The sequence below is a fragment of the Priestia aryabhattai B8W22 genome (assembly GCF_000956595.1).
GTDB lineage: Bacteria > Bacillota > Bacilli > Bacillales > Bacillaceae_H > Priestia > Priestia aryabhattai.
Genome location: NZ_JYOO01000022.1, coordinates 15,807 through 39,327 on the forward strand (window position 1 = coordinate 15,807; position 23,521 = coordinate 39,327).

The 23,521-nt window shown below is 36.9% G+C and carries 21 protein-coding genes; 9 read left to right on the forward strand and 12 right to left on the reverse strand.

Features of this window, described 5'->3' with window-relative positions; all coding sequences use genetic code 11:
• Positions 1–21: 21 nt before the first annotated feature.
• Complete coding sequence (locus tag N178_RS17065) at positions 22–1,170, reverse strand: sensor histidine kinase (RefSeq protein ID WP_013059773.1); 1,149 nt, start codon at positions 1,168–1,170, stop codon at positions 22–24.
• 439 nt (positions 1,171–1,609) lie between these two features.
• Here N178_RS17065 and N178_RS17070 point away from each other — a divergent pair, with 439 nt between their 5' ends.
• Together N178_RS17070 and N178_RS17075 are read left to right on the forward strand one after the other, a co-directional pair.
• Positions 1,610–2,245 carry a YigZ family protein gene (locus tag N178_RS17070; RefSeq protein WP_045293759.1) on the forward strand — a complete coding sequence of 212 codons (636 nt, stop codon included), beginning with the start codon at positions 1,610–1,612 and terminating at the stop codon, positions 2,243–2,245.
• A 195-nt stretch (positions 2,246–2,440) separates the two neighbouring features.
• Entirely contained in the window at positions 2,441–3,439 is a 999-nt protein-coding gene (locus tag N178_RS17075) for an LCP family protein (protein ID WP_045293761.1), read from the forward strand.
• Positions 3,440–3,478: 39 nt separating this feature from the next.
• Here N178_RS17075 and N178_RS17080 read toward each other — a convergent pair whose 3' ends face one another.
• On the reverse strand, positions 3,479–4,531 hold the full coding sequence (locus N178_RS17080; RefSeq protein WP_013059776.1) for a glycosyltransferase family 4 protein: 1,053 nt from the start codon (positions 4,529–4,531) through the stop codon (positions 3,479–3,481).
• 630 nt (positions 4,532–5,161) lie between these two features.
• Here N178_RS17080 and N178_RS17085 point away from each other — a divergent pair.
• Both N178_RS17085 and N178_RS17090 read left to right on the forward strand, forming a co-directional pair.
• Complete coding sequence (locus N178_RS17085) at positions 5,162–5,686, forward strand: NfeD family membrane protein (protein ID WP_045293763.1); 525 nt, start codon at positions 5,162–5,164, stop codon at positions 5,684–5,686.
• A gap of 29 nt (positions 5,687–5,715) precedes the next feature.
• Complete coding sequence (locus N178_RS17090; RefSeq protein ID WP_045293765.1) at positions 5,716–7,245, forward strand: flotillin family protein; 1,530 nt, start codon at positions 5,716–5,718, stop codon at positions 7,243–7,245.
• A gap of 36 nt (positions 7,246–7,281) precedes the next feature.
• On the opposite strand, the gene N178_RS17095 is transcribed toward N178_RS17090, so the two are convergent.
• The 3 genes from N178_RS17095 to galU all read right to left on the reverse strand — a co-directional run bounded on the left by N178_RS17095 (position 7,282) and on the right by galU (position 10,471).
• Positions 7,282–7,989 (reverse strand): WecB/TagA/CpsF family glycosyltransferase, encoded by a 708-nt coding sequence (locus N178_RS17095; protein ID WP_045293767.1) that lies wholly within the window; start codon positions 7,987–7,989, stop codon positions 7,282–7,284.
• A gap of 67 nt (positions 7,990–8,056) precedes the next feature.
• Positions 8,057–9,340 (reverse strand): nucleotide sugar dehydrogenase, encoded by a 1,284-nt coding sequence (locus tag N178_RS17100; RefSeq protein ID WP_045293769.1) that lies wholly within the window; start codon positions 9,338–9,340, stop codon positions 8,057–8,059.
• A gap of 246 nt (positions 9,341–9,586) precedes the next feature.
• A complete protein-coding gene (gene galU, locus N178_RS17105; protein ID WP_028412001.1) occupies positions 9,587–10,471 on the reverse strand; it encodes a UTP--glucose-1-phosphate uridylyltransferase GalU in 885 nt (294 codons plus the stop codon).
• Between the two features lie 241 nt (positions 10,472–10,712).
• Between galU and N178_RS17110 the strand changes: the two genes are divergently transcribed.
• The 3 genes from N178_RS17110 to N178_RS17120 all read left to right on the forward strand — a co-directional run bounded on the left by N178_RS17110 (position 10,713) and on the right by N178_RS17120 (position 16,242).
• Positions 10,713–12,275 carry a hypothetical protein gene (locus N178_RS17110; RefSeq protein WP_045293771.1) on the forward strand — a complete coding sequence of 521 codons (1,563 nt, stop codon included), beginning with the start codon at positions 10,713–10,715 and terminating at the stop codon, positions 12,273–12,275.
• Positions 12,268–14,898 (forward strand): DEAD/DEAH box helicase, encoded by a 2,631-nt coding sequence (locus tag N178_RS17115; protein WP_045293772.1) that lies wholly within the window; start codon positions 12,268–12,270, stop codon positions 14,896–14,898. Before N178_RS17110 ends, N178_RS17115 begins: the two co-directional genes overlap by 8 nt.
• A gap of 297 nt (positions 14,899–15,195) precedes the next feature.
• Positions 15,196–16,242 carry a C40 family peptidase gene (locus N178_RS17120; RefSeq protein WP_045293773.1) on the forward strand — a complete coding sequence of 349 codons (1,047 nt, stop codon included), beginning with the start codon at positions 15,196–15,198 and terminating at the stop codon, positions 16,240–16,242.
• 484 nt (positions 16,243–16,726) lie between these two features.
• On the opposite strand, the gene ssb is transcribed toward N178_RS17120, so the two are convergent.
• Positions 16,727–17,089: a single-stranded DNA-binding protein gene (gene ssb, locus N178_RS17125; RefSeq protein ID WP_045293774.1), complete on the reverse strand. Its 363-nt coding sequence runs from the start codon at positions 17,087–17,089 to the stop codon at positions 16,727–16,729.
• A 96-nt stretch (positions 17,090–17,185) separates the two neighbouring features.
• On the opposite strand from ssb, the gene N178_RS17130 reads away from it, so the two are divergent.
• Both N178_RS17130 and N178_RS17135 read left to right on the forward strand, forming a co-directional pair.
• Positions 17,186–17,623, forward strand: a complete 438-nt coding sequence (locus tag N178_RS17130; protein ID WP_045293775.1) for a YwpF-like family protein — start codon at positions 17,186–17,188, stop codon at positions 17,621–17,623.
• Positions 17,624–18,146: 523 nt separating this feature from the next.
• Positions 18,147–18,569: a helix-turn-helix domain-containing protein gene (locus N178_RS17135; protein ID WP_045293776.1), complete on the forward strand. Its 423-nt coding sequence runs from the start codon at positions 18,147–18,149 to the stop codon at positions 18,567–18,569.
• A 28-nt stretch (positions 18,570–18,597) separates the two neighbouring features.
• On the opposite strand, the gene fabZ is transcribed toward N178_RS17135, so the two are convergent.
• From fabZ to N178_RS17165, 6 genes are all read right to left on the reverse strand, one after another.
• Positions 18,598–19,032, reverse strand: coding sequence for a 3-hydroxyacyl-ACP dehydratase FabZ (gene fabZ, locus N178_RS17140; RefSeq protein WP_013059788.1), 435 nt, complete (start codon positions 19,030–19,032; stop codon positions 18,598–18,600).
• An 83-nt stretch (positions 19,033–19,115) separates the two neighbouring features.
• Positions 19,116–19,937: a flagellar hook-basal body protein gene (locus N178_RS17145; RefSeq protein ID WP_045293777.1), complete on the reverse strand. Its 822-nt coding sequence runs from the start codon at positions 19,935–19,937 to the stop codon at positions 19,116–19,118.
• A 23-nt stretch (positions 19,938–19,960) separates the two neighbouring features.
• On the reverse strand, positions 19,961–20,785 hold the full coding sequence (locus N178_RS17150; RefSeq protein WP_045293778.1) for a flagellar hook-basal body protein: 825 nt from the start codon (positions 20,783–20,785) through the stop codon (positions 19,961–19,963).
• Positions 20,786–20,899: 114 nt separating this feature from the next.
• Complete coding sequence (gene mreB, locus N178_RS17155; protein ID WP_045293779.1) at positions 20,900–21,901, reverse strand: rod shape-determining protein; 1,002 nt, start codon at positions 21,899–21,901, stop codon at positions 20,900–20,902.
• Between the two features lie 187 nt (positions 21,902–22,088).
• Positions 22,089–22,352 (reverse strand): sporulation transcriptional regulator SpoIIID, encoded by a 264-nt coding sequence (spoIIID, locus tag N178_RS17160; protein ID WP_013059792.1) that lies wholly within the window; start codon positions 22,350–22,352, stop codon positions 22,089–22,091.
• 275 nt (positions 22,353–22,627) lie between these two features.
• A complete protein-coding gene (locus N178_RS17165) occupies positions 22,628–23,458 on the reverse strand; it encodes a stage II sporulation protein SpoIIQ (RefSeq protein WP_045293780.1) in 831 nt (276 codons plus the stop codon).
• Between the last annotated feature and the right edge of the window lie 63 nt (positions 23,459–23,521).

The following is a 23,521-nucleotide window of genomic DNA, read 5'->3' on the forward strand; positions in this document are numbered from 1 at the left end:
TATATACATATCTCTGCCTTTTTAAGCGGCTATAATCGGTACTTTAATCATAACAAGCGTGCCTTGATTAATTTTCGAATGAACAGAAATAGTCCCATCTAACAAATCAACACGCTCTTTCATTCCTATTAAGCCGAACGAATTCTCTTTTTTCTCTTCTTGATTAAAACCACAGCCGTCATCTTTGACCAGCAAAATAGCGTGTTCATTGTTGAACTCTATCTTCACTTGGATTTCCGTTGCGTCTGCATGTTTTAATGCGTTCGTTACAGCTTCTTGCACTAGACGAAACAGTGCTACTTCTAATTTTGAAGCAGTTCGCTTCTCTTGTCCAATGGAAATAAACGTAATCCGAGGCTTGCCTTCATTATAATCTTCAATTGTATCAAGATATTTACGCAGCGTCGGAATTAGACCTAAGTCGTCAAGTGCCATCGGTCTTAAATCATATATAATTCGACGCACTTCGTATAGGGCAGAACGAACCATTTTTCGTAAATCTCGAATTTCTTCCATTGCTTCTTTTGCACTACGTTCCCGGTAAATTCGGTCAATTAATTCCGATCTCATCATAACATTTGCAAGCATTTGAGCTGGGCCGTCATGAATCTCTCTGGACAAACGTTTCCGTTCCTCTTCCTGAGCTTCAATAATCCGAAAGCCAAAATACTCTTTTTGAATAGCATCTTCTACTATTTCCCCTACTTGTTTTAAATCACTTGTTAAATAATTTAACACAACGGAAATTTGACCTACTAGGTGATCTGCACGTTTAATCGTTTCTTCCAATGTAAGCAAGCGTCTTTCTAGTTCATCTCGACGATTACGCAGCTGATATTCGCTTTGCTGATTCATCAGCAGCTTGGTTTGTAATTCATGTGCTTTTTCATAAGCATCTTTTACTTCAGGCTCTGAATAAATTTGAAAATGTCGGCTCACATCAGACAAACGCTTTCGAGCCAACCTTGCCTGAGTTTCCAATTTATCGCCTTGCTCTATCGTCTCAAGAACTTTTCCTTTTAACACTTCTAACTCTTCTTTAATTTGCTGATATTCTTGTCTGGCATCTTCAGAAAGACGATAGACTTCATTTTTACTATCTCCTACTGTGCCAATAATCTTCTCAAAAATTTCATCAAGTGCCTTGCTTGTTAATTTATGTTTCGACATTTACTCACCCCAAACTATACTCACATTCGGAGAAATGTCTATACGTTCATGCTATATATAGTATTCGTATGACCTATCTGAATTGTGAGGATAAGATCCATATTTTCTCCCTATCTGACTTTTTATATCCAAAAAGTAACGGTTGTTTTTAGTACCCTCAAACTCGACATCAATCGACGCTTGACTCGCGTTATTTGAATAGATTACCACTTACGCTCACTCTTCAACAGTGACTAACTGCCTGTTTAAATCATTTCATTATTTAGCTATACAAGCCTGCACACTGCTTTATTATAACGTATATTCTGTATGGCTTGTTTAAGTGATGTTGAATTTGATTAATTGATGTCTTTTCATAAACATTTTATACTAATAGCAAGTAAACAGTACGTAAATACCCGTTTTTCTTCTATTTATAACGCTAAGGAGGATTTTTTGATTGTTATCACAATATTATACCGTAAAACAAGAAGGTTCACATGAAATCACTATTCAAAAATCTAGATTCATTTGTCATATGAAACGTGTAGCAACTGAGGAAGAAGCTCAGCAATTTATTCAAGACATTAAAAAACAGCACTGGAATGCTACTCATAACTGTTCAGCTTACCTAATTGGAGAACGGGATCAATTTCAAAAAGCAAACGATGATGGAGAACCCAGTGGAACAGCAGGCGTACCGATGTTAGAAGTGCTTAAAAAGAGAGGCTTAAAAGATACGGTGGTCGTCGTTACGCGCTATTTCGGAGGCATTAAATTGGGCGCAGGTGGCTTGGTGCGCGCGTATGGAAAATCCGTTTCCGAAGCGTTAAATGAATTAGGTACAGTCAAACGAACTCTCATGGCGGTTATGCATACAACCGTCGACTATACATGGCTTGGAAAATTAGAAAATGAGCTTCGCAGTTCCGTTTATCTATTAAAAGAAATCCACTACGCAGACATGGTAGAGATTGAAACATTTGTAGAGGAATCTCAAACAGAAGCATTTACTGAATGGATGACCGAGCTAACAAACGGCCAAGCAGATATTCGAGCAGGTGAGACGACCTATTTAGAAGAAGATGTAGAATGAATTATTTACTCTTATTAAAAAACATTGTACAATTGATAAATAGCGCAACTATTCTGATGGTTGCGCTACTTGTCAATGAGTAAAAACCTCGTAAAGACGCATAGCTTTGACGAGTTTGATTCATACATTCCAATTTATAACACATACTAAGTGTCACAATAAGTGTTCGAATATACGAATAAAAGGAGAAACCGTATGGCTCAATATAGACGTTTTCAAAAAAGAGTAAACAAACGGAAAAGAAAACGAAGGCTTTTTACATTTTTTCTGTTACCTATCCTTATTTTAGGGCTTTCTGCAACCGCTTATGGCTCTTATTTATTTGTTAAAGCTAAAACAGTAGCTTCTGATTCTTATGAAGGACTTGGAGAACGCGATAACTCTCCTATGCGTGATCGTAAAATCGATCCCAAAAAAGATGATATATCCATTTTATTTATGGGTGTAGATGATAGTGAAACCCGGAAGTTCGGAAAATCAGCCCGTACAGATGCTTTGATTTTGGCGACCTTTAACGAAACAAATAAAACCGTAAAGCTTGTAAGCATACCTCGAGATTCGCGGGTTTATATACCTGAAGTGAACAAAAAAGATAAAATTACGCATGCGCATGCGTACGGAGGTCCAAAAGCAACTGTAGAAACGGTAGAACAGCTGTTTAATGTCCCTGTTGATTACTATGTTAAAGTGAATTTTAAAGCTTTCACAGACATTGTAGACTCACTTGGGGGAATCGATTTTGATGTACCTTATGCGATGAGTGAAAAGGACTCAAAAGATCGTCATAATGCTATTGTCTTAAAACCAGGAAACCAACATTTAAATGGCGAAGAAGCGCTAGCTGTTGCTCGAACACGAAAACAAGACAACGATATTGAGCGAGGAAAAAGACAACAGCAGTTGATCGAAGCCATGATTAAAAAAGCTGCTTCCATTGGATCACTAAATAAATATGGCAATCTTATTGAAGCTGTTGGCGATAATATGAAAACGAATTTAATGTTCGGTGAAATGCTTTCATTTTATGATTATGCTTCGAAAAAAGTAGACATCGAAACCATTAACTTAGACGGCAGCGATGAAAAAATTAACGGCGTTTACTACTTCAAACTAGACAATGATTCAGTGGAAAAAGTAAGTGAAAAGCTCCGCAAGCATTTAGGCATTGAATCAACTTCAGATACAACAGAATAATTAAAAAGACCTCTTGGATATCCAAGAGGTCTTTTTTTATTAGTTTTTTAAACGTAGCCCACGAACCATATTAAGGATCGGCCTGTATGTCTTATCAACTAGCCCTATCTTTTCAACGATAATTTCAATCGCTACAAGGAGGATAGCTAGTACAAGAAAAGAACCCCACATTGTTTGTACCTTTGAGAAGATAACTGCCGCTAAACCAAATATCGCACTCATTCCATAAATAATTAAAACCGTTTGTCTATGGCTGTACCCTAAGCGCAACAAGCAATGATGCAAATGAGATTTATCAGGAGCCGATAGCGGTTGATTTTTTACGATTCGGCGAATAATAGCAAAGAACGTATCTGAAATTGGTACCCCTAAAATAATAACTGGAACAATAAAGGAAATAACCGCTACATTTTTAAATCCTAACAGAGACAATACAGAAATCATATAGCCTAAAAATAGTGCTCCTGTATCGCCCATGAAAATCTTAGCGGGGTGAAAGTTGTAAAACAAAAATCCGAGCGTACTTCCCAATACGATGAAACCCATGCTTGTCACAAACACATTGCCCATCATAATAGCCATACCCGAGATGGTAATCAATACAATAGAGGAAACGCCGGCAGCTAATCCATCCAATCCATCAATTAAATTAATAGCATTGGTAATTCCTACAATCCATAATACCGTAATTGGAATACTTAACATTCCGAATTCTAATTTTCCGCCAAACGGCAAGTTAATGAAGTCAATTTGGACTCCACCGTATACAACAACAATTAATGTCGCTACTAGCTGACCGCCTAATTTGATTTTAGCGGATAGCTCAATCATATCATCTAAGACACCGGTAATGATGATAATGATGCTTCCGATTAAAATCGGCAGCGCATATTTACTGTCAGGCTGTAAAACGAGGTATCCAATAAGAAAACTAAAAAATATCGCCAAACCTCCAAGGCGAGGCATAATTTTTTGATGAACTTTTCGTTGATTTGGTTTATCCGTTGCACCTATTTTAAACGCCAGCTTCTTAACCAGCGGAGTGATCAGAATAGATGTAATAAAACAAATAAACAAGGTCAAATATAGCATGGAGACCCTCCTCAGGTTTATGTTAACCAAAACCATAAAAAATGTATCCAACTTTATATAATTGGATAGTATTTCAAATTGCGTATAACAATAATTACTTACTTATTCCCAAAATGGATTATATCACAATGATTCTACTACTTAAATAGAAATTTATTCTCAAAAATTAGCACATTTACAAACTATTAATAGAAAGGAACTGTATTTTTTGGTGTATAAACAGCTGATTTACTTTATTCTTATGCGGTTATTTTATGTAGAACATTTTCTTTACTATATTTTATTAAAATATAAGCGAACTCCCCCCTTTTCGTCTAATTTATTCGTCATCTTTAACTCTTTTTCCTTTTTATTAAGCATATTTAAACCTTTATTTTTATTTCACATAGCCCCACTCATTATATGAACAAACTTTTGGCCTATGCATGTCCACTACTTCAAACCGCATTCCCTGAATCGTTGTCCTTATCTTATATCATTTAAAAGTTAAAATATAGTGAAATGGATAGAGATAAAATTAAACAAAAAAAAGGAATTTAATCAAAAAAATGAAACTTTTTTCAATACGGTTCGTAATACATAGTAGAAACAGCATCAATCATCTTACATAAAGGGGGTGTTGAATGAACTATGCTCGGTCTATCTGTTCAAACAGTGTATTTGTATGGATTAATTATCTGCGGAAGTCTAACCTTCTTATACATTTTATTTAGCGATTTATTAGATGGATTATCTGAAGCGACACCTTTTTTTAACCCCACTCTTCTTTTTTCTTTTTTAACATTCTTTAGTGCCAGTGGATATTTGTTCACCTATACGTCATTGCAAAATTATTGGATTATTTCGATTTCCGCTCTTATTGCCCTTCTACTCGTTATTTTGCTCAACGTTTTCGTATTGATTCCTTTATCATCGGCTGAAGAGTCTCTTGCTTTTACTGAAGATTCGTTAAAAGGAAGACTTGGTACCATTATTACTTCCGTTCCTGCAGATGGTTATGGAGAAGTATTTATCGAAGGGGTTAGCGGCACGATCTCCAAACCCGCTGCCAGCTTTAAAAACACTGCTATACCTTTAGGCAGCAAAGTGCTTGTGGTAGATATACAAAGGGGCAACGCACTCGTTGTGATTTATGAAGAAGTTATGACCAATTAATCATTATAAATAGCATTAGGGGGAGTTTTATGTTTTCAATACCTATATTAGCTGTCGTTGGAATTGTTGTTTTTTTATTAATTGCGCTGATTGCCGTATTTATTACAAAATACCGTACAGCAGGTCCAGATGAAGCGTTAATTGTAACAGGGAGCTATCTGGGAAATAAAAACGTGCACGTCGATGAATCCGGAAACCGGATTAAAATTGTTCGCGGCGGCGGTACGTTTGTTCTGCCAGTTTTTCAACAGGCTGAGCCTCTGAGCTTGCTATCAAGCAAACTGGAAGTGTCTACACCTGAAGTATATACAGAACAAGGTGTTCCTGTTATGGCTGATGGGGTATCAATCATCAAAATTGGAGGTTCTATTTCAGAAATTGCAACGGCCGCTGAGCAGTTTTTGGGCAAAGCAAAAGAAGATCGTGAAACCGAAGCTAGAGAAGTCTTAGAAGGTCACCTTCGCTCGATTCTTGGTTCTATGACGGTAGAAGAAATTTATAAAAACCGTGAAAAATTCTCTCAAGAAGTACAGCGCGTAGCTTCACAAGACCTAGCTAAAATGGGATTAATTATTGTATCGTTTACAATTAAAGACGTTCGGGATAAGAACGGCTATCTAGAATCGCTAGGGAAACCTCGTATTGCTCAAGTTAAGCGAGATGCTGATATTGCAACAGCGGAAGCTGAAAAAGAAACAAGAATCAAGCGTGCTGAAGCTCATAAAGATGCCCAAAAAGCGGAGCTCGAGCGAAATACAGAAATCGCGGAAGCTGAAAAAATGAATCAGTTAAAAACCGCTGAATATCGTCGCGAACAAGATATTGCCAAAGCTCGTGCTGACCAAGCATATGATCTAGAAACAGCCCGCGCGAAACAAGATGTAACAGAACAAGAAATGCAAATTCGCATTATTGAACGTCAGAAACAAATTGAATTGGAAGAAAAAGAAATTCTTCGTCGTGAGCGTCAATACGATTCTGAAGTAAAAAAGAAAGCAGATGCAGATCGTTACTCTGTTGAGCAATCCGCAGAAGCTGAAAAAGCAAAACAGCTTGCTGAAGCAGACGCCAACAAATATCGAATTGAAGCAATGGCTAAAGCTGAAGCTGAACGCGTTCGAATTGATGGGTTAGCAAAAGCTGATGCTCAGCGCGCCCAAGGTGAATCTGAAGCTGAGATTATCCGCTTAAAAGGTTTAGCTGAAGCAGAAGCTAAACAAAAAGTAGCTGAAGCATTCGAGCAGTTCGGTCAAGCGGCTATTTTAGATATGATTATCAAAATGCTTCCTGAATATGCAAAACAAGTTGCAAGTCCTTTAGCAAATATTGATAAAATTACGGTTGTGGATACAGGAAGCAACGGTGAAAACAGCGGAGCTAATAAAGTGACTGGCTATGCAACAAACTTAATGTCTTCTCTTCAAGAATCTCTGAAAGCATCCTCAGGTATAGATGTGAAGGAATTGATTGAGAACTTTTCTGGAAAAGGAAATGTGCGACAAAGCTTGCACGAACTAACGGATGAAATCAAGCAACAAAACAAAAAAGAAGATATCTAAAAATAAAAAGCATGCGGATATAATCCGCATGCTTTTTTAACCTCTTAACACTCGAAGAAGAAACCTAGGTAATTCTAACTGACGCTTCCATCTCCATGGTTCTTTTAACAATCGATAAAGCCACTCTAAACCAAACTTTTGAAAAACAGCAGGTGCTCGGTTCAATCGTCCTGAAATAACATCGAACGAACCTCCTACGCCTTGATAAACAGAAGGATTAAGTTTTTCTTTATGAGCAATAATCCAATTTTCTTGGGCTGGACTGCCTAAAGCCACAAAAACAATTTCTGCTCCTGAATCATTAATCGTATGTTCAATGACTGCTTCATTTTTTTCATAGCCATTTAATGTTCCAACAATTAAAATCCCTGGAAACATCTCTTCCAACTTAGCTTTGGCTTCATCTGCAATTCCAGGCTTGGCTCCGTATAAAAAAATTCTTTTACCATTATTCGTTGCTTCTTTACACAGCTTCAGCATCATATCAATACCCGTTACACGCTCACGAATACGTCCCTTTTTGAGCTTTGAAGCTAAAATCACACCGATTCCATCTGGAATTTGATAAGTCGCCTGATTTAATAGTGACTTCAATTCCCTGTCTTCTTGTGCTTTCATAATCTTTTCAGGGTTGATTGCTACAATAAATGATTTTCGGCCTTTATCTATATCCTGAAGTAACTTTACCGCTAGCTCATCGTACGTGTCGCTACAAACGTCTATTCCTAAGATGTTTTCCTTCATTAAATCACCCGTATGTTGATTTTTTTAGTTTTTTACAAACGAAAGACAGGCTGTTCAGCCCGTCTTTTTATAAAGTAGAAACTTTTGAATCACCAAGTAACACTACGTCAAAGCCTGCTGCTTTCCATTGATCACGCTGAATGCAGTTTTTCGTATCAAAAATAATCTTTGTACGCATATGATTTTCAACAGATGATGGAAGAAGCTCTTTGAACTCATTATGATCTGTTAAAATAAGAATCACATCCGCATGTGCAACAGCTTCATCCAAACTTTGCGTCTGACGTTCGATTTTATTCTCTTTGATATGAGGATCAAATGCTGTGTAATCAACGCCCAGCTTTTCTAAATGATGAAGTACATCTGTTGATGGACTTTCACGCATATCGTCAATATTTCCTTTAAAAGCTAAACCTAAAACAGCTACACGTCCATGTTGAATGCCCTTTTCATCTAGTAGGCTTTTCGTTTTCAATGCTGTATATTCAGGCATTGAATCATTTGTATGACGAGAAAGAGAAATAATTTTTGCCAGTTCGGGCTGAAGCTCCGTTAAGAACCAAGGGTCAACAGCAATACAGTGACCGCCTACACCAGGACCTGGTAAATGAATGTTTACACGTGGATGATAGTTCGCTAACTTAATCGCTTCCCACGCATTTACACCAATTTTCTCACTAATTTTCGCCAGTTCATTGGCAAACGCAATGTTCACATCACGATATGTGTTTTCGATTACTTTCACCATTTCAGCTGTTGTAGCATCCGTTACGTGAATATTTCCTTTTACAAATGTTTTATAAAGCTCAACAGTCAAACGACTAGACTCTTCGTTAATACCACCGACAATACGGTCATTATTTACTAGTTCCTCAAATACTTTTCCTGGAATAACGCGTTCCGGTGAATGAGAAACAAATAACTCACTGCCTAATTCTAAACCAGTTTCTCTTAGCACAGGTAGCATCACATCTTCTACTGTACGGGGAGGAACTGTGGATTCTAAAATAACTAAATTTCCTTTACGAACGTAAGGAACAATGGATTTTGTCGCTTCTCGAACATAGTTCAAGTTTGCCGTTTTATCTTCATTAATTGGTGATGGTACAGCAATAATAAAAATATCCGCCTCTTCAGCTGTTGTGCCTACCGTGAAGTGGCCGTTGTCAACCGCTGATTCTAAACGTTCTTGTAAGCCGTTTTCTTCTATATGAAGTTGCTTATTTTTAATTAATTCTACTGCTTTTTCATTTACGTCAACACCATGTACATATAAGCCGTGATTGGCAAACATAACAGCTGTCGGTAAACCTATATATCCTAAACCAACTATACACAATTTCTTTGTCATTGCAGAAAATCTCCTTTATATGACATGCTTAATAAATAAAACCTATCTGATATTATATCGAAAAATGTCATTTCATGATAGCATTTATATAAAAACATGAAATAATTTCTTTTACTTATTATTATGTAACATTTTATGAGAATTCATCAATAAACGATATAACCATCTTTTGTACAACGGGCTCTAACCCAAAAGAACTATTGAAAATCTCCATGATTCCCAATAGTTCCCCTAGTAAATCTATTTTTACATATGCCCTTCTTTTTCGACAATTTCTCTAAAATAGCTCACTAACTCTTCTCGCAGCGGTTCTCTTTGTAAGGCTAAATCAATTGTTGCTTTAATGAATCCAAATTTATCTCCAACATCATAACGTTTTCCTTCGAAATAATAAGCAAGAACACGTTGAAATTCATTCAGACGTAAAATAGCATCTGTTAATTGAATTTCTCCTCCTGCACCAATTTCTTCTCTGCTTAAGATATCAAAAATTTCCGGTGTTAAAATATAGCGCCCCATAATTGCATAGCCTGAAGGGGCATCTTCTGGATTCGGTTTTTCAACGAGCGTTTCTACGTCTAATAATCCTTTTTCAAGAGGCTCTCCTTTAGGACCTACAATTCCGTACTTTGAGGTTTCTTTCCTAGGCACCTCCTGTACACCAACTACAGCGCATTCATATTTTTCGTATACGTCCATTAACTGTTTCAAACAAGGTGTTTCTGATTGAACTACATCATCGCCTAGCATAACAGCAAAAGGTTCATCTCCGATAAAACTTCTGGCACAGTGAATGGCATGACCTAATCCTTTAGGTTCTTTTTGACGAATGTAGTGAACATTAGCCAAATTCGAAATCCCCTGCACTTCTTCAAGCATGTCCCACTTTTCCTTTGCAGCTAATGTTTCTTCTAACTCATATGATTTATCAAAATGGTCCTCAATTGCTCGTTTTCCGCGACCGCTTACAATTAAAATATCTTCAATACCTGATGCTACTGCTTCTTCCACAATGTATTGAATCGTTGGTTTATCTACAATTGGCAGCATTTCTTTAGGCTGTGCTTTTGTAGCCGGCAAAAAGCGTGTCCCTAATCCAGCTGCTGGAATAATAGCTTTACGAATTTTCACTTACTTTTCCTCCTGTCAATGTCAATCGTGCTTATTGGTTATAGTATAGTAAGTCTTCGATTGAGTATGTACACAAAGTCATGTTGAATCCATTTCTTTTTATAAAGAGTCATGTTGGATTCTGCTTTATCATAACAAAAGATTTTGTATAATTCTATTTTTATCATTTATAATGAAAAGAAAATTAATCACTTATAAATATAATTTTATGTTCCACTTATGTATAGAAAGGAATGGGATTATGAGTTCGTTTTCAGATCACTTACAGCACCAATTTATACATCATTTCCCGTACAGTGATGCACGCTATCGCACGAATGCCCAAGCAGGACTAGACCTTTACCGCACCCATTCATTCTTCATTTTGCACAATGATGAACAGATATTAAACGTTAAAATCGATTCGTTTTATGTTGAACTAAACAAGCAGACGCTCCCTGAAAGTACCTGTTCTTGTCAGCATCGCGGATTTTGTGAACACTGCTTTGCAGCGTTTTTTTATATGTATTCATTAATAGAACCGCTTTCGCCCCTATTCAAAGAATGGCGAAACCATGAAAAGGCAGCTTTGACTATGCTATCTGCCAAACAAGTGTTAAAAAAGCCAAAGGCAACTTTCCAAGAGTGGAAACAAACTTTTGAAGAGCAGTATACGCTTTTTATGCAGGGGCGAAACGAAAATGACCGTTCCATTTATCATGAATATTATCAATATTATTACCGTGCCTTAGTCAAAAAGGCTCCTGAGCATCCATTGCTTTATGCTCTATTTTGTATGTATGGAGCGGTTCATTCATTCAATAAACTATCAGCTCAATTACAGACTCATCTGCTTTCTACTAATATTGAGGAATCATTTGTATATAGTCACGTATACAAAATAACAAATGAAATTTATGCTACCGCTGATTCATTAAAGCAAACGAAATACGATCGGGATGCATTATCTATTATAGAAGACAGCATTCCATACATCCGAGAATTATTGCATAAAGATATGCCTTTACAATATGAGCGTATTGAAATTTATCGCGTTATTTGGCAAAAAGTCTTCACGTTAGAAAGATGGCGAAAAAATGAGGAACGCGAATTAAAAGCCCAGCATGGTTCTTTCATAAATAATACAGCTCTTTCCTATCTTTTATTTCTTCAAGGAAAAGATAGAGAAGCAAAAGAACGTTTGAGCGATGAAACATTACAAATGATTCCCTATCTTATCCCTTGGTTAAATGATTTATTGCACGAAAAAGAAACTGACCGCTTTGCTCAGTGGGGATTTTATATAATGGCCTATATAGGAGATTACGTCCGCACCGTTCCGACTACTTATCAAGGAAGCCGAAACATGGTATCCATGATTGCAAATTTATTTCAGCACTATAAAGACTTAACGAACGATCAAACTTTGTATACCGAAGCATTACAAACGTTACTTCCCTATAGTTTTATTGAGTATAGTGAGTTTTTGTATGCTTCTGACCAATTGAAAAAGTGGGTTGAATTACAGGTGCTTCTTCAGTATGACAGCATCAAATATGACGAGCCAACGATAGAAGCCTTAAAACAAAAAGATGAAAAGCTGGTTATCCCTCTTTATCATCACATGATTTCAAAGCTGATTTATGAAAAAAAGAAAAGCAGTTATCAAGAAGCCTATATCTACTTACAAGAATTAAAGAGACTTTATCTACAAATGAATCGCTCTCTACTATGGGAACATTATATAGAAGAATTAACGATAAAAACAAAAAAACAGCGCGCATTTCAACAACTATTAGAAAAAGGAGATTTACTGAATGTTTGATTTGTTTCACTTAACACTTGAAGTCGAACCTGTACACGATGACTTTTTCCTCTACTGTGTATCACCTAGCGGCCAAATTTTGCTCCCTGATACATGGAAAGATGCGCTGTTTCTATGGCATGAACAGACCTACTATGGAAGCGAAATTACACCGGTTGAGATTAATGGAAAAAAAGGAATTCTTCTTTCTCCATGGCAAATGTTCACTTTCATACAGTCACCTATTCAACAGCATGTGTTGAAACCGGCTTTGTCCGCTTCAGCAGAAGCTTATCAGCAAATTGCAGTCGATATGACAAAAAGGATTATCCAAGGGAAATTTCATTCTCTTCCTTTTAAAAAGCAAATGACTGGCTCGCTTTCACAGGCTGCTGAACAAGAGTGGAGAGCACAAATTAAAGAGAGCCTATTAAAAAAAGAAGGAAAAGACTTTTTAATAAGCATAGAAGGCGAGAGCTATAATCCTCCCTTTGATCTTTCGCTGCGTATTATAGAGCCAACGACTGATGGAGATGTATGGACGGCTGAAACATTCGTGATTCCCCATGATGAAGCCAAAGAACCTTTTATACTGGAAAGAAATCTTCCCAAAGAGTGGCATCACTACGAATCATATATCGCTTACGAACACGAACGATGGAAAGCGTTGGCTCCTACTTTATACCAAAAAGGAGCGTTTATTCAGTCTGTCCTAACAGATGAGGAAGTATGGGAATTTCTAACTCAAGATAGTGCAGCATTGATCAAACAAGGTGTCTCTATCCATTTGCCAAGCTGGTGGGAATCATTAAAAAAAGCCACTATAAAAGTATCTGGCGCCATTGAAAGTACTTCATCCGCATTATTTGGTAAACAAGCTATCAGCAGCTTCCGCTGGTCATTTTCTATTGGCGATCAAACTTTCTCAGAAGAAGAGTTTAGGAAATTAGTCGAACAAAAGCGCCGATTATTATCTATTAACGGCCAGTGGATTCGACTGGATTCTAGATTAATTAAACAAGCGCAGAAAATTGTTAAAGAAGCTAGTAAAAAAGGCGTCTCAATTCATGAAATTTTAAAAACGAAGCTAACCTACATGGCAGACAGTAAAACTGATGAAGAAGAGGTAAAAGTTGAGTTCCAACTCCCGGCTTCTTTTCAATCATTTATTACATCTTTAACGGATTTAGAACGGCTGCCAGAAGTGCTGCCTCCTTTGACATTTAAAGGTGCACTAAGACCTTATCAGCAGCAAGGTGTAAATTGGCTTATGTTTCTGAGAAAGTTTAACTTAGGAGGATGTCTAGCAGATGATATGGGACTAGGCAAAACCATTCAACTAATTAGTTATTTAACAAACATTCATCAGGCACATAGCTTTCCTTCTCTCATCATCTGTCCAACTTCTTTAATCGGAAACTGGGAAAAAGAATTCCAGAAGTTCGCCCCTTCTCTTCGTGTTCATGTTCATTACGGGACAAAAAGAGCCAGCGGAGATGCATTTGAGAAGATATGTGAAAGCACTGACGTTGTGATCACAACGTATCAAGTTGCTCTTTTAGATCTCGAATTGTTGAAAGGGTTTATGTGGAACAGCATTTCCTTAGACGAAGCCCAACATGTTAAGAATCCGCAGACTAAACAGGCAAGAGCCATCCGGCAGCTGCAAGGAAGACACAAAATTGCGCTAACTGGAACTCCCATTGAAAACCGTCTGCTGGAACTATGGTCATTATTTGAATTCATCAATCCTGGTTACTTAGGAACAATCAATTCATTTAAAAATCGATTTGTAGCCGGCATTGAAAAAGGAGAGAAACCTGAACGAACTGTTGAGCTTAAAGCTCTCATTCAGCCTTTCTTATTGAGAAGAACAAAACAAGATAAAAACATCGCCCGCTCACTGCCTGATAAACAAGAACAAAAAGAATATATCCCGCTGACAGCGGAACAGGCTTCACTTTACCAGGAGCTAGTTCAAGAAATGCTTCAAGAAACAGAGGTAAAAACAGGATTTGAACGAAAAGGACTGATTTTGCAAACACTAAATAAGCTAAAATTATTATGCAATCATCCCGCTCTGTACTTAAAGGAAAGTGCAGCAAAACAAACGGTACGGCGATCTCATAAAAATGAAAAAATTATTGAACTCGTAGAGAGCATTCGCACACAGCAAGAAAGCTGTTTAATCTTTACTCAGTATATTGAAACAGGACTCATGCTGCAAAGAACCTTAGAAAAAGAAATCAACGAGCCAGTTTTATTCCTTCACGGAAGTTTGTCAAAAGAACAAAGAGATGAAATGGTTGCCCAATTTCAAGCAAGGAAAAAAGCCATCTTTATCCTTTCTCTTCGCGCAGGTGGAACTGGATTGAATTTAACGGCTGCAAATCACGTTATTCATTTTGACCGATGGTGGAACCCGGCCGTTGAAAACCAAGCAACCGATCGGGCCCATCGAATTGGTCAGAAGAAATTTGTTCATGTTCATAAATTTATTACAAGAGGAACGATTGAAGAAAAAATTGATGAAGTGATCAATCAAAAACAACTTCTAAACAATGAACTCATCCAAGGAGATCAATGGGTCACAGAACTTTCGAATAAAGAGCTACAAGAGCTTCTTGCTTACAGAAATGAATAAGAAAAATTATAAAATGTGTTACACCGTTACCAAAAAGAGGACTTTTTTACTTGTCCTCTTTTTTTATTAGATCATTCGACACAAAAAAATAAGTGCAAATCGTTCTTCAACTACTGATAAAGATACAAAAAACGCGATAAATATCGTTTTTTGAATAAAAAGGTATTTTTATAGCGAAAAAGACCCTTTACTTTCTCTTTAAATTCCAGCATATTTATACATATAATATTTTTGTAATTTAATAGACATATTGGAAAAATAAACACGAAACATTTACATAATTAGGGGGATTTATTAATGAAAAAAAGGCAGCTCGCTTTATCTCTAGGGGCCATTGTTGGCGGAACATTCTTATATCAAGCTTCAGCTGAAGCATCTGCTTCAACTGTTCAAGTGAAAGCTGGAGATACACTTTGGTCATTATCTACCAAATATCATACAACGGTAGAAGCTTTAAAAAGCGTAAATAAGTTATCTTCAAATACAATTCGTATAGGACAAACGTTATCGATTCCTTCTGCTTCAACCTCTCAACCATCTAATAAGGAAGAAAAGCCTTCAGCTCCTGCTACTGGTTCAACCTATAAAGTTCAAAGCGGCGATACCCTTTGGAAAGTGGCTACTCGTTTTAATATGAGCGTAGAAGAATTAAAACGTTTGAACGCTCTTTCTTCCAACATCATTTATATTAACCAAACGTTAAAAGTAAATGGAAGCACCAGCGCATCGACTCCAACTACGAGTAAACCAGCAGAAACTCCTTCTAAGGATGCAAACGGAACTTACAAAGTTCAGCGTGGAGATAGCCTGTCTAAAATAGCTTCGGCATTCCGCATGAGCGTCAGCGAATTAAAACAAATAAACGGATTAACGTCTAATACGATTTATGTAAATCAACAATTAAAGGTATCAAAAAGCAGCCAAACAACTACGCCGACAACAAAACCAAGTACATCTACACCTTCAACTTCTACTGGAACATTAAATGTATCTCAAATGATTTCAGATGCAAAACGTTATATAGGTGTTCCTTACAAATGGGGTGGCACAACTCCTTCTGGTTTTGACTGCAGCGGATTCATTTATTACGTAACGAAACAACAAATTTCTACAACGCGCTATACGACGGCTGGTTATTGGAGTGTATCAACACCCGTAAGTAATCCACAGCCTGGAGACTTAGTGTTTTTTAATACATATTCTAGCGGTCCTACACATATGGGCATTTACCTTGGTAATCGCCAATTTATTCATGCTGGATCTTCTACAGGTGTAACCATTGCAAGCTTAGATAACAGCTACTGGAGCAAACGCTACTTAGGTGCAAAAAGATTTGCTAAATAACTGATAGAAGCTGAGACAAAAGTATGTTAGTTGAAGGAAGATCCGAACGAGTTTGATTCTTGGTGGAAAATCAAACTCGTTCGGATCTTTTCAATGGTAGGGTGGACGCAGGTTTCATATATGTAGGTGCTTCTAGCTGCTGAGTGGAGGGTAAGGCTCATCGGCCGCTCGCGGAAAGCAAAGACTTGCACGGAAATCAACAGCGGTGTAACAAGTCATCCATACCAGCTTATTTATCCCGTTTGTTTGTCTTTAGATTGCATTGATTCAGTTATGCCTCAACCTCTTATATACAGCAAAAAAACCGTTAAATGATTTAACGGCTGAAATAGAGGAATCGTTCGGGGATAGTGAATACTTTAATTTTCTCTCTTGAGAACATAGAAAGAGCCTTGCTCTTAAAGAGGATCTATCTTCCATTACGATAGATAAGGGGAATTAAAACCTTAGCTGAACTAACCACCCCCTTTCATACTAGATAACTTTATTCTTCTTGTTGATTTAAACCAAATGAAGAAGAATCGGATGGCTTTCCACTTAAAAATTTAACCGCATCAGCCACAACGTCGGTCATATATACTCGTTGCTGAAGATTATTTTCAAATGTGCGCGTTTGTACACGCCCTACCACACCTACAACCGCTCCTTTATCACAGTAAGCAGCTGTATTTTCTGCATTTTTTCTCCACAGAGTAATGTTGACAAAATCAGCATCATATTCACCTTCAACATTTCGAAACGTTCGATTAATTGCTAAAGTAATAGTAGATACTGCAATCCCTTCATGGGTATATCGAAGCTCCGGTTTTTTTGTCAGTCTTCCTACAAGAACAATATGGTTAATCATAGTCTACCACTCCAACTGATTGAATAATGGGAATCTTTAAGCTCATTCATGTTATAATATGGATAACCTACTATTTACGCAAAGGAGGAAACATCAATGAAAACATTTAAACTTGTGTCATTTCAATTGGTTGATGATCAAGAAAAGCGTCAGTCTGTCTCACTAACCAACGGCCTTATTATTAATAAAGAAGACGGCGAAAATAACTGGATTTTAGAAGCAGTTATTGATAAGAAATGGTACGATGAATTTCATGTTTTGTTGAAAAATAAACAAAAAGTGACGGTAGAAGCCAAAATTACGAAAGAAACAAATGATCCGGCTACCTTTATGGCTACCGTGGCTTCTATTACTTCAATTGGTGAAAATCGTATTAGTTTGTTGATGAAAGGTGTTTTAAAAGAACGGAGACTTCATTATGCTGAAATGCTCTTAGAGGATTTAATTAACCAAGGGTTATCAGGTCAAGATTTACTTCAACAGTTCAAACTGCAGCTTCGAAACAGACCGGTAAAAAGTACATCTAAAAAATAAGTCAATTCATCTCAAGGTGTCTGGATTTAAAAAAGAGGATTATTGTTTGCGGCCTTTTTCGTTGGTCCATGAGAAGGGTAAAGAAAAGAGAACTCACTGGAGAGGTACCTTTCTTTTTTTCCTAAAAATAAATGAGCACAACTAGAACGTTTGAAGCGATTATCTCTTATGCGAGCGCCTTGCCTTTTCAAATAAAAATTTGTCATTTTTTCACTCCTTTTTTCTTTGTAATTCGTATATTAATGCATTTTTCCCCGTTATTCAACCATTTTTTTCAATATACCGAACAAAAAATAGGATTTTTTTACTATAAAAATCTCTATTTTTGTTCTTTTTTTTATATTCATACAGAAAAATGAATCTTTTTAGAGAAAAAAAGAGATAAAAACAGGTTTTATTCCCTTTATTGCAGAAGATAAAGTGTATATGTTTCATATTGTGCGATTTTGGCATATTAGAAAGAATATGAACTAGATTCGAACAATAAGACATATACTTATCTTTACGAAATTAGGTGATGCATATGAAGGGTTTTGGAGAAAGAATTAAGCATTTCAGACTAAAAAGAGGGTTTTCACAAGAAGAATTAGCAAGCCAATTAAATGTTTCGCGTACAACTATTTCGAAATGGGAATGTTCGAAGCAAACACCTTCCATTTTTGACTTTCTATCTTTATGTAGTTGTTTTCAAGTTACGCTAGACCAACTTATTGAGCCTTCCTCTTACAAACAAGATCATTTACATGATTTCCAACTTCTTTACTTAACAAGAAAACGTGAATCTGATTCACGCGACGACGCAATTTTAAAACTCATAGATAAACAGCCCTCATTGAAAAATTTGCTCTTACAATTTTCATCTCTGTCACCAGCTCTTCAAAAAGAGTTGCTAACGGATATTATACCTTTATTAAAGAAACTTTTTTCTGCTTTGCAGCGCCAATAAAAAAAGCTGCATCAGCAGCTCTTATGTACTATTCTTTTTTATCGCCTAAAGCGAACATAATATCTGTTTCGCAGACTAACTCTCCATCTACAGTTGCGATACCTTTTCCTTTGCCAATAGATCCACGCGCACGTACAATTTCCACCTCTAAACGCAGTTGATCACCAGGTCTTACTTGCTTTTTAAAACGGCAGTTGTCAATGCCTGCAAAAAATGCTAAACGTCCTTGGTTTTCTTCTTTTTTCAGCATAGCTACTGCTCCTACCTGAGCCAAAGCTTCTACAATTAAAACCCCTGGCATCACAGGATAGTCAGGGAAATGCCCGTTAAAAAATTCTTCATTGGCAGATACGTTTTTTAAACCAACTGCTTTTTTTCCCTCTTCCACTTCTAAAATACGATCGACCAATAAAAATGGATATCGGTGTGGAATAATTTCTTTAATTTGTTCAATATCAAGCATAAATAAGTCTCCTTTCAAACCGCATGTAACATACGATACTATTATCAATATACAGAATGCTCAATTGAGAAGCAACTACTTGCTTAAGCTCTGATTCCATTCACCAAGCCCATCATTTGGTCTGCAATTGAAATAGAGCGGGAATTAAACTGATACGCACGTTGAGCAATGGACATATCAGTGAGTTCCTTGCTCAAATCTACATTTGACTGTTCCAATTTCCCTTGCTCTACGCCTGCTGTGTCACGAGCTTTTCCAATCAAATCTGTAAACATATTCGGTTGGTTCATCCCTGCTGAAAAGGCAAATAAATTTTCTCCTTTAGCTTCTAGCATCTGCGGCTTTTGAACATTTGTTAACCCAAGGGTAAATTGTTCAACACCCGTGTTCGTAGTAACCGTTATCGTTCCACTTCCATCAATTTGTATATCTTTGAACGCGTTACTAAAAATAATAGCTTGGCCATTTTCACCCAGCACATCCTGTTCAGACCCGTTTACTAATTTAACATTGTTCGGGCCTTCAGGGCTAAGGTGAAATGAACCATCTCGCGTATATTGTACAGGCTGTTGGGAATCGTTTACGGCAACTTGAAAATAAACGTTTGGATTCGATGCAGCTACATCTAATAGTTTATCTGTATTCTCAAAAGCACCTTGCGTCATATTCAAGCTCGTTTGGTCTAAATAAGCGCCTGTGCCTTGCCGAATTCCGGCTGGTGTAAGCCGCTTTTCTGTTCCCTTATCTTCTTGATTGTTTACTTGTTGATACAGCATATCATTAAATGAAGTATCTCTCGATTTATATCCTGTCGTATTTGTATTAGATAGATTATGACTAATGACATCAAGCTGCTGCTGCAGCTGTCCCATCGTATTGGCGGCTGTTATCATTGTACGGTTCATTCTACTCATCTCCCCTGTTGCTTTTAGCGCACGCGTCCAATTTCATTTGCCGCTTTATCCATGCTTCTATCGTAAGCTTGCATTATTTTTTGGTTTGCTTCAAAAGCTCTGTAAGCCGTTAGTAAATCAGTCATACTTTGAGCAGCATCTACATTGGAACGTTCAACAAATCCTTGCTTTAACTGATAAGAAATTCCTGGATTATTCCTTACTGAAGACAATGGCTGATTGTTCAACGTTTCATACAATCCATTCCCTGCCTTTTTAATCGTTTGTAAATCACTAGCATAAGCAATACCGATTTGTGCAACCTGCTGATTATTTTCCGTTACGTTACCTTGTGAATCTACTATAAAATTTTCACTTTTCAGTTGAATTGGCTGATTATTTGTATTTAATACATAAGCTCCGGTAGACGTAGTTAAAAACCCTTCTTGATCTAATGTAAAATTACTGTTTCTTGTATATTGAGGCGTATTATTAGGGCTTTTTACCACAAAAAATAGTCCGCCCTCTTTTGTAGGCATATGTTGCTCCATCAATGCAATATCAGTTGATTGAGACGTTTGCTGAAGATCACCTTGTGTAAAATTTGGAACTGTTTCTTGCATATACACACCCGTATTAATCGTACCTATGTCCTTTTTGTTCTGAACAGAGATGTTACGGTCAGTGGGTAAATCTTCAGATTCCATTCGCTGCAGTAACATCTCAGGAAATGCCTTTAACGTACCTTGATCTGCTTTAAATCCTGGCGTATTAGCATTCGCTATGTTATTCGTTAATAAGTCAGTTTGACGCTGCTGAGACAGCATACCCGCTGCTGCCGTGTAAAACCCTTTAAACATACTTCATCCTCCTTACAAGTAAACGTTGTTCATTATAGCCGGCTGACAGAGTATAATAGATAAAAGAAGAGACTCCTCTGTATGAAACGAGCCAATAGAGGAGTCTTCATTTATTTAAACAATATTGCGACGAGATAGTTTATCAATATTATCGAGCATAATACCTGTTCCAACAGCTACACAACCCATTGGATTTTCTGCAATTAGCACAGGCACCTTTAATTCTTCCGCTAACAGCTGATCCATACCGTGAAGCAGTGCTCCACCCCCAGTTAAAATAACGCCTCTGTCTATAATATCGGCAGAAAGTTCGGGAGGTGTACGCTCTAATACACTTTTCGAAGCTTGTACAATGACGCTGACAGACTCTCTAAGTGCCTCCTCTACTTCTTCAGAATAAACAGTAACCGTACGAGGTAGGCCTGAAACCATGTCTCGCCCTCGAATGTCCAATTCTTCATTACGAGCTTTAGGAAACACCGTACCAATTTTCACTTTAATTTCTTCTGCTGTACGCTCTCCAATTAAGAGCTTGTATTTTTGCTTAATATACTGCAAAATTTCGGCATCAAAACGATCACCAGCCATCTTAATAGAGGCTGCTGTTACGATATCGCCCATTGAAAGGACAGCCACATCAGTTGTACCTCCACCAATATCTACGACCATGTTTCCGCTCGGCTGAAAGATATCCATTCCAGCGCCAATAGCCGCGACTTTTGGTTCTTCTTCCAAATAAATGGTTTTTCCACCGCTCTTTTCAGCGGCTTCGCGAATTGCTTTTTGTTCAACAGAGGTAATATTCGTTGGACAACAAATTAGAATGCGAGGCTTGGATAAAAAACCTTTTACATTTAATTTGTTAATAAAGTGTTTGAGCATAGACTCTGTAATTTCGAAGTCAGCAATAACACCATCTTTTAAGGGACGAATGGCAATAATATTACCGGGCGTTCTTCCTACCATACGTCTCGCTTCTTCTCCTACTGCTAGCACTCTATTTGTATTTTTATCAATCGCCACAACAGACGGTTCATTTAACACAATTCCTTTGCCTTTAACGTGAATTAAGACGTTAGCTGTACCTAAATCGATACCAATGTCTTTTGCTAACATACCTTAAATCCTCCTTCTATTTACATATCTTTGCATGATAACCATTCTTTTTTCCTAATTTACTATTTTATCACAATTTGTATATGTATGTTGTTATTAGCAAAAATATTTATTATATACCTATTTTATCCAAAAAAATAAAATGCCCTATACTACCTCTATAAAAAAGGCAATATTGGGCATTCTTTTACTTTACAGTTTCTTCTTCCTTTTTGTACTTTAATTTTGTTGCTTCTCCTCCACGCAAATGCCGAATAGATTTATGGTAATCAAGAATTTCTTTTACTTCATTTGCTAATTCAGGATTTATTTCTGGTAGACGCTCTGTTAAATCTTTATGGACAGTACTTTTCGAAACGCCAAATTCTTTCGCAATTACACGAACTGTTTTCTTTGTTTCTACAATATACTTTCCAATCTTGATAGTTCTCTCTTTGATGTAATCGTGCACACTACTCGCCCTCCCCAAATTGGATATGAGAAGTATCCAAGGGAATGTATATATTATCCCTTTTCTAACATTCTCTTTATAGGTTTGTAACAGTTTATTAGCTTGTGTGCAGATATATGCTAGAAAAGTCAGTAAGGACAAGTGATTTCTTATATTTTTTTGAAAATTTAGTGTTTTTTATTTACTTTTTTAACATAATGCATCTCATTTTAGAAAAATTCATAAAAAAAGAAGCTCGGTTTTATCCAGCTTCTTTTCGTATTTATAGCCTTGCCTTATGCATTTGGTTTAGACGTATCTGTTGAAGGTTGTTTTGAATCTTTATCTTCTTTAGTCTTTTCATCAGATGATTTTTCGCTATCCTTTGATTCTTCAGAAGAAGAATCGTCTTTTGGTTCTGTCACTTCAGCTGCTTTGACTTCTTTGATAGAACTAACAGATTTTCCAAAATAACTGCTTGGATTAATTGCTACACCATCTTTACGAACTTCAAAGTGCACATGTGTTTTTGCTTCTTGATTATATAAGCTTTTTCCAGCTTTTGCGATCGTTTGGCCTTGTTTAACAATATCTCCTACTTCTACATCGGCTTTCTCAAGAGATTGATACTGTGTTACTAAACCATCTTTGTGATCAATTTCTACTACATAACCTAGTAAAGGATCTTTTGTTGCTTTTGTTACTGTACCGCTAGCTGCTGCTACAACATCAAATGATTTATCTCCCTTAACAGCTAAGTCAACACCTGTGTTTGGATGATACGTATTGTTGTAGAAAACTAGTGCTTCTTCTTGTTGTTTTTCAGATGCTTGATCGTCGTAGAAAGGCTTTTTCACGATAGCTGATGCTTCACTAGCAACTGGCATTTTTAAATTTTCAAGCGAGGCATTTACCTCTACAGCTTCGTCTCGATAAGCCGTACCGTCTTGGCTATAGCCGCTTTTGTCTTCTTTGCTAATATCATTTCCATTAGCTTGAAACCAAAGGACTGCTGTAAGAATAATTGCTGCACTCGCTAAATAGATAGCCGGGAACACCCAACGCTTTCTAACTAATTTTTGAACTTTCGATTTTGGAGAAGTACGTTTCTTTTCTTCCTCTCTCATATATCATCACCTCAGCAATCAGTCTGAACACAATTGAATGAATATATACACAGCGATAAAAAA